This is a genomic window from Rhodovulum kholense, assembly GCF_003053725.1.
In the GTDB taxonomy this organism is placed as follows: domain Bacteria; phylum Pseudomonadota; class Alphaproteobacteria; order Rhodobacterales; family Rhodobacteraceae; genus Rhodovulum; species Rhodovulum kholense.
This window is the reverse complement of record NZ_QAYC01000010.1, coordinates 174,883-181,041: the sequence shown is the minus strand read 5'-3', so window position 1 is coordinate 181,041 and position 6,159 is coordinate 174,883. Positions and strand designations below refer to the sequence as shown.

Here is a 6,159-nt window from a genome sequence, read left to right as displayed (position 1 = left end):
GACTGTTCGGCATTGCCGCGCGCCTCGCGCACCACGTTTTCGACCTGGGCCGCGCCGTCGGCGGCGGCGCGCACGCTGGCGGTCATCTCGTCCATCGCGGCGGCGGTCTCTTCCAGCGTGGCGGCCTGGTTTTCGGTTCGGCGCGACAGGTCGTCGGAGGCGCCGCTGATTTCCTCGGCGCGGGTGGTGATTTCGGTCGAGTTCTCGACGATTTCGCCCATCAGCGCGTTCAGCGTATCGATGGTGGCGTTGAAGTCCTGACGCAGCTGTTCGTAGGCTGGCGCGAAGGTCGTGTCGATGGTCCGGGTCAGATCGCCCTCGGACAGCGCCCGCAGCCCCACACCCAGATCGGTCACCACGCGTTCCTGTTCGCGGCGGTCCTCCTCGCGGGCGGCGGCAAGCCGTTCGGACTCGGCGAGCTTGTCGCGGAACGCGGCCAGATCGCGCCCCAGAACGCCGATTTCGTCCTGGCGCTTTGCCGCGGGGATGTCGGCATCGTAGCGCGCATTGGCGACATCGCTCATGGATTTCACCAGCGCCGCAAGCGGCCCGGTGACGCTGCGGATCAGCACGGTCGAAACCGCCACCATCAGCAATATGCCGATCACGAGCGTGATAATGGCGGGCGTCCGGATCGCGGCAAGTTCTTCCTCGATATCCGCGACATAGGCCCCCGTGCCGACCATCCAGCCCCAGGGTTTGAAGTCCTCGATGAAGCTGACCTTCATCTCGGCCTCGGTCGCGCCCGGTTTCTTGAACCAGTACCTGATCCAGCCCTTGCCGTCGGCTTGCGCGACCTTGCGCATCTCCTGGAAGATCTTCAGCCCGTTGACGTCGGAATAGTCGGCCTGGCTGGTGCCCACCCAGTCGGGCATGGTCGGATGCACCCGCACCACAAGGTCGTGGTCGATGGCAAAAATGTAACCGGACTCGCCGAAATGCAGCGAGGTCAGAAGCGCCTGGCCGCGTGCCTGGGCCTCTTCGAGGCCGATTTCACCGGCCGTCACCTGCCGGTCGAGGTCTTCCAGAAGGCTGACCGCCTGTCCGGTCAGATCGTGCAGTTCGGCTTCGCGGATTTTGTAGGCCAGATCCGTGGCACGCGACATCAGCAAGACAAAAAGCAAAGACGAAAGCGCCAGCGACAACAGAACGATGGCGTAGATCCGCACGGGGATCTTCTTGAAGACAGCGGACATGGGACACCCTTTCCCGAACTCGAATGCAATCAGATCTAGAGTAACTGCCCTAAGAGGATCTTTTCGCGCGGGCGTCATGGGCCCCGCTCAGGATCCGGTAAGCCATTGGGACGTCGGGTGCTCAAGACAAGTGGAGCGATCATTTCGGTAACCTGTGCGCGCCGCGTCCCTGCTCTTACGGCGGGAGATCCGTCCGATTCGGCGGGATCGGGCCGGGACCGGGCCCTGTCGGGGCTTGCGGCCGGACGCCCTGCAGCGGCAGTCTGGGGCGCGGCAGAAGAGGGACAGGCATGCTTGACGGGATGATGCGCCGTCTGATCGACCCGCCGCTCGACCGGCTGGGCCAGCGGCTGGCGGCGCGAGGGGTGACGGCGGACGGGGTGACGCTGGCGGGGCTCGGGCTCGGGCTCGCGGCGGCGGGGCTGATCGCGCTGGGGTTGCCGGGGCTTGCGCTTTGGCCGATGCTGGCCGGGCGGCTGGCGGACGGGCTTGACGGGGCGGTGGCGCGGGCCAGCCGCAAGACCGATTTCGGCGGCTATCTCGATATCGTTGCCGATTTCCTGGTTTATGGCGCGGTGCCGCTGGGCTTCGTGCTGCTGGACCCTGCGGCGAACGGGGCGGCGGGGGCTTTCCTGCTGACCAGCTTCTATGTGAACGGTGCCACCTTCCTCGGCTTTGCGATCCTGGCCGAACGCCGCAAGATGGAGACCCGCGCCCGTGGCGTGAAGTCGCTCTATTTCACCGGAGGGTTGCTGGAAGGGACCGAAACCATCGCCTTCTTCGTCGCGATCTGTCTGATCCCGTCCTGGTTCGCGCCGCTGGCCTGGGGCTTCGGCGCGCTCTGTTTCGTGACCGCGCTGTCGCGGGTGCTGCTGGCGCGGCGGGTCTTTCCCGAAGGTTAGGGTTCAGGGCGCCCAGGTTCAGGGCGCCCAGCCGAGGAAATTGGCAATCAGCCGCAGCCCGGTCGCCTGGCTCTTTTCCGGGTGGAACTGGGTGCCCACCATGGTGCCCCGCCCGACGATGGCGGTGACCGGGCCGCCATAGTCGCAATGCGCCAGCCGGTGCGCCGGATCGGCGACGCGGAACTGGTAGGAATGCACGAAATAGGCGTGATCGCCGGTCGCGATGCCGTCCAGAACCGGGTGCGCCGCGTCCAGCACCAGATCGTTCCAGCCCATATGCGGCACCTTCAGATGCGCCTCGGCGGGCTCGATCCGCACCACCTCGCCGCCGATCCAGTCGAAACCCGGGGTTTCCTCGTATTCATGGCCGCGGCTTGCCATCATCTGCATGCCGATGCAGATCCCGAGGAAGGGCCGCCCGCCCGCGACCACGGCCTCTTCGATGGCCTCGAAGACGCCGCGATGATCGAACAGCGCGCGGTGGCAGGCCGGATAGGCCCCGTCGCCCGGCAGCACCACGCGGTCGGCGCGTCGGATCGTGTCGGGGTCAGAGGTGATCGCGACCGTGCCCGCCCCGGTTTCGCGGGCGACACGCTCGAAGGCCTTCTGGGCGGAATGCAGGTTGCCCGACTCGTAATCGACGATGGCGGTCAGCATCGGTCTAAAGCGCCCCCTTGGTGGACGGAATGGCATCGGCCTTGCGCGGATCGGTCTCGACCGCGTCGCGGAGCGCGCGCGCCACCGCCTTGAAGGCCGCTTCGGCGATATGGTGGCTGTTGATCCCGTGCAGGGCATCGACATGCAGCGTGATCCCGCCATGGGTCGACAGCGCCTGGAAGAACTCGCGCACCAGTTCAGTATCGAAGCCGCCGATCTTCTGGGTCGGGAAATCGACCGACCAGACCAGATAGGGCCGCCCCGACAGATCGAGGGCCGCGCGCACCAGCGCATCGTCCATCGGCAGGAGGCAGGACCCGTAGCGGCGGATGCCGCGCTTGTCGCCCAGCGCCTTGGCCAGCGCCTGACCGAGGGCAATACCCACATCCTCGACGCTGTGATGGTCGTCGATATGGGTGTCGCCCTGACAGCGCACGGTCATGTCGATCAGCGAATGGCGGGCCAGCTGGTCCAGCATGTGGTCGAAGAAGCCGACCCCGGTCGCGATGTCGTAGCGTCCGGTGCCGTCGAGGCCGATCTCGACGGAAATGTCGGTTTCGGCCGTCTTGCGCGTGATCTTCGCCGTCCGCATGGGTGCCTCCGCCAGTGGGTCCGGGCCGCTTATAGGCGCGGGCGGGCGCCGGGCCAAGAGGGGGGCCGTGCGGCACGGGCGATTGCGGCTTGAAGGTGCCCGGGGCTCTGGTAGGTTTGCGCGGCATCAGCCGAGAAGGAGCCGCCCATGACCACTTGCGTCTTCGTGCAATTGCGTTGCCGCCCGGGCAAGACCTATGAGGTGGCCGAAGAGATCGTCCTGCGCGAGATCCATTCCGAGCTTTACTCGACCAGCGGCGATTACGATCTGCTGATGAAGCTTTACATCCCGAAATCCGAGGATGTGGGCAAGTTCGTCAATGACCGGCTGCTGGACATTCCGGGCATCGACCGGTCGCTGACCACGCTGACCTTCAAGGCGTTCTGAGCCGCCCCGGCCGTTTGCGGGCCCTCTCAGCCCGCCTGAACCGGGTCGGGCAGGGGGCGCGACCGGCCGGAGTCGTCGATGGCGACGAAGGTGAAAAGGCCCTTGGTGACCTGTTCGCTCCATTCCTGACAGCGCGGCCGGTGCCAGGCCCGGACCTCGATGGTCATCGAACTGCGGCCGCGTTTGACCAGCTTGGCATAAAGCGTGACCTCGTCGCCGACCTTCACCGGCTTGAGAAACTGCATGCCCTCGACCGCGATGGTCGCGGCGCGCCCGCGCGCGACGCGGGCCGCCACGCTGCCCGCGGCAAGGTCCATCTGCGACATCAGCCAGCCGCCGAAGATGTCGCCCGCCGGGTTGGTGTCGGCGGGCATGGCGATGGTGCGGATCACGGGCTCGCCGCGTTCGGGGGAAAGCTCGGGCATGGCTGGCGGTCTCCTTCGTCCTCGGACCGCCTATAGCGGGTTGCCGGCAGGCTGAGAAGCGCGCGGCGGGTACGCTTTGCCGCAGGCGGGCCGTCCCGGGCGGCCAGGCGCGCTGGCCGAAAGTTACCGGAAAATTAACGGTGGCCTGACGGAACCGGGTTAGCGTTAAATCAAGACCAATTCGAATGGGTCATTCGAATCGGAGCGCGGGCCCCGGAGCCGGGGTCCGCCGGGCCTGTCGCTGACGTCTGGGGGGACGGACATGACCGGGAGCGAGACAGGAAGCGGATCTGCGCGGTTGCACCTTCTGGGCGCACTCTGCCTGACCGATGCCGAGGGGCGCGACATCACGCCGAAAAGCCGCAAGGCGCAGGCGCTTCTGGCGCTTCTGGCGCTGTCGCCGCGGGGCACGCGCACGCGGATCTGGTTGCGCGACAAGCTCTGGAGCGAAAGCGACGAGGGCCGCGCATCGGGCAGCCTGCGCCAGTCGGTCTATGAACTGAAGCGCGCGCTGAAGGCGGTGGACGACACGCTCCTGACCACCGACCGTAACGCGCTCTGCCTCGATCTCGACCGGCTCTGGGTCGATCTTCGGGCGATCCGCGAGGGGGGCGGGCGGCTTCCCGCGGGGGTGGACCCGGGCGCCGACCTGCTGGAAGGGCTCGACATTCCCGACGAGGAATTCGAGGACTGGCTGACGCTGGAGCGGTCCGCCTGGGCGCGGCTGCGCGACGAGATCGGGTCGGGCGGCCCCGCAGCCCGAAAGGCCGGGCCCCCCACCGGACCTGCGCGCCCGACGGCCGCGCCCGCCGCGCGGCGGATGCCGCGGGGGATCGAGATCGGGCTCCTGCCCGGGATCGTCCATGGCGGGCTGAGAAGCGGGGCCTTCATCGGCGATTACATCATCGAATCCGTGGCCCGGGCGCTGCGCGACTATCACCCGGTGCAGATCGTCGATCTGCGCGAGGCGGGGGCGGGCGCGCCCGAACCGCGCCAGGGCGAACCCGATTTCCTGATCCGGACCCGCACGCTTGTGGTGGGCGACACCGTCTCGGTCAGTTTCCTCGTCTACGAGAACGGCTCCAATTCGCTGGTGCTCAGCCAGTCGATGCAGACCCGGCAGAAGGATTTCTACGAGGACGAATTCGCGCTGACCAACCAGTTCGTGGCGCAGAATGTCGACCATATGGCCAAGATCATCGGCAGCACCCGCGACGGCCCGACCGGCATCCGCAACGACTACAGCGCGCTGATCGGCTATGGCGTGCTGGCGGGCATGTTCGACCTCGACCCCGCGCGCATGCAGGCGACGACCGAGGTTCTGGACCGGCTGAACGAGCGCACCGAGAACAGCCTGTTCCCGAGCCTCAGCGCCTATGCCAGTTCCTTTGCGCTGGGCGAGAATATCGGCGGCTGGGACGCCGAGCGGCGCGAGCGGACCGAGGCGCTGGCGATGGACATCCTGCAGGACAATCCGTTCAACTCGATTGCGCTGGCCTGCATCGGCCATGTCATGGGCTTCGTGCTGGACCGCCACGACATCGCCGCCGAGATCTTCGGCCGCGCGGTCAAGCTGAACCCGATGCAGGCCTTTGTCTGGGACCATCTGGCGCTGCACGAGCTTTATTGCGGCGATCTCGACCGCGCCCGCGCCGCTTCGGAACGGGCGGTCAATCTCGGCAAGTACAGCCCCATCAGCTATACCTACGAGACCACAGCCTGCATGGTGGCGATGCTGACGGGCGATCACGCCCGCGCGGTCCAGCTTGGCCGCTGCGCGCTGGTCAAGCAGCCGCGGTTCAACGCGGCGATGCGCTACACGCTGGCGGCGCTGGGCCATCTGGGCGAGGGCGACGCGGCCGAGACGCTGCGCGCCGATCTGCTGGCGCTCGATCCCGGTTTCGCCGACCGCGAAACGCGCGAAATGCGGTTCCGGCTGCCGCGCCGCGAGGCCTGCGACCATGTTCTGGAGGGCCTTGCCCGTGCCGGATGTTGAGGGG

General features: G+C 67.3%; 7 protein-coding genes. 3 read left to right on the top strand and 4 right to left on the bottom strand.

What is annotated here, in order from left to right; genetic code table 11:
* On the bottom strand, window positions 1–1,196 hold a 1,196-nt coding region (locus C8N38_RS14205), incomplete at its 3' end, for a cache domain-containing protein (RefSeq protein ID WP_158272356.1).
* 290 nt (window positions 1,197–1,486) lie between these two features.
* Between C8N38_RS14205 and C8N38_RS14200 the strand changes: the two genes are divergently transcribed.
* Entirely contained in the window at window positions 1,487–2,098 is a 612-nt protein-coding gene (locus C8N38_RS14200) for a CDP-alcohol phosphatidyltransferase family protein (protein ID WP_108027820.1), read from the top strand.
* Between the two features lie 18 nt (window positions 2,099–2,116).
* On the opposite strand, the gene hisH is transcribed toward C8N38_RS14200, so the two are convergent.
* Together hisH and hisB are read right to left on the bottom strand one after the other, a co-directional pair.
* Window positions 2,117–2,755: an imidazole glycerol phosphate synthase subunit HisH gene (hisH, locus tag C8N38_RS14195; RefSeq protein WP_108027819.1), complete on the bottom strand. Its 639-nt coding sequence runs from the start codon at window positions 2,753–2,755 to the stop codon at window positions 2,117–2,119.
* 4 nt (window positions 2,756–2,759) lie between these two features.
* Complete coding sequence (hisB, locus tag C8N38_RS14190; protein WP_108027818.1) at window positions 2,760–3,347, bottom strand: imidazoleglycerol-phosphate dehydratase HisB; 588 nt, start codon at window positions 3,345–3,347, stop codon at window positions 2,760–2,762.
* 147 nt (window positions 3,348–3,494) lie between these two features.
* Between hisB and C8N38_RS14185 the strand changes: the two genes are divergently transcribed.
* The gene (locus C8N38_RS14185; RefSeq protein WP_075786569.1) at window positions 3,495–3,734 is read left to right on the top strand and encodes an Lrp/AsnC family transcriptional regulator; all 240 of its coding nucleotides are present in this window, start codon (window positions 3,495–3,497) and stop codon (window positions 3,732–3,734) included.
* A gap of 26 nt (window positions 3,735–3,760) precedes the next feature.
* Here C8N38_RS14185 and C8N38_RS14180 read toward each other — a convergent pair whose 3' ends face one another.
* Complete coding sequence (locus C8N38_RS14180) at window positions 3,761–4,159, bottom strand: acyl-CoA thioesterase (protein ID WP_108027817.1); 399 nt, start codon at window positions 4,157–4,159, stop codon at window positions 3,761–3,763.
* Window positions 4,160–4,421: 262 nt separating this feature from the next.
* On the opposite strand from C8N38_RS14180, the gene C8N38_RS14175 reads away from it, so the two are divergent.
* A complete protein-coding gene (locus C8N38_RS14175; protein ID WP_146176281.1) occupies window positions 4,422–6,155 on the top strand; it encodes an AfsR/SARP family transcriptional regulator in 1,734 nt (577 codons plus the stop codon).
* Window positions 6,156–6,159: the final 4 nt, after the last annotated feature.

Coding starts and splice junctions, on each gene's coding strand:
- C8N38_RS14200 (WP_108027820.1), top strand. CDS start 1,487: ATGCTTGACGGGATGATGCGCCGTCTGATCGACCCGCCGCTCGACCGG.
- hisH (WP_108027819.1), bottom strand. CDS start 2,755: ATGCTGACCGCCATCGTCGATTACGAGTCGGGCAACCTGCATTCCGCC.
- hisB (WP_108027818.1), bottom strand. CDS start 3,347: ATGCGGACGGCGAAGATCACGCGCAAGACGGCCGAAACCGACATTTCC.
- C8N38_RS14185 (WP_075786569.1), top strand. CDS start 3,495: ATGACCACTTGCGTCTTCGTGCAATTGCGTTGCCGCCCGGGCAAGACC.
- C8N38_RS14180 (WP_108027817.1), bottom strand. CDS start 4,159: ATGCCCGAGCTTTCCCCCGAACGCGGCGAGCCCGTGATCCGCACCATC.
- C8N38_RS14175 (WP_146176281.1), top strand. CDS start 4,422: ATGACCGGGAGCGAGACAGGAAGCGGATCTGCGCGGTTGCACCTTCTG.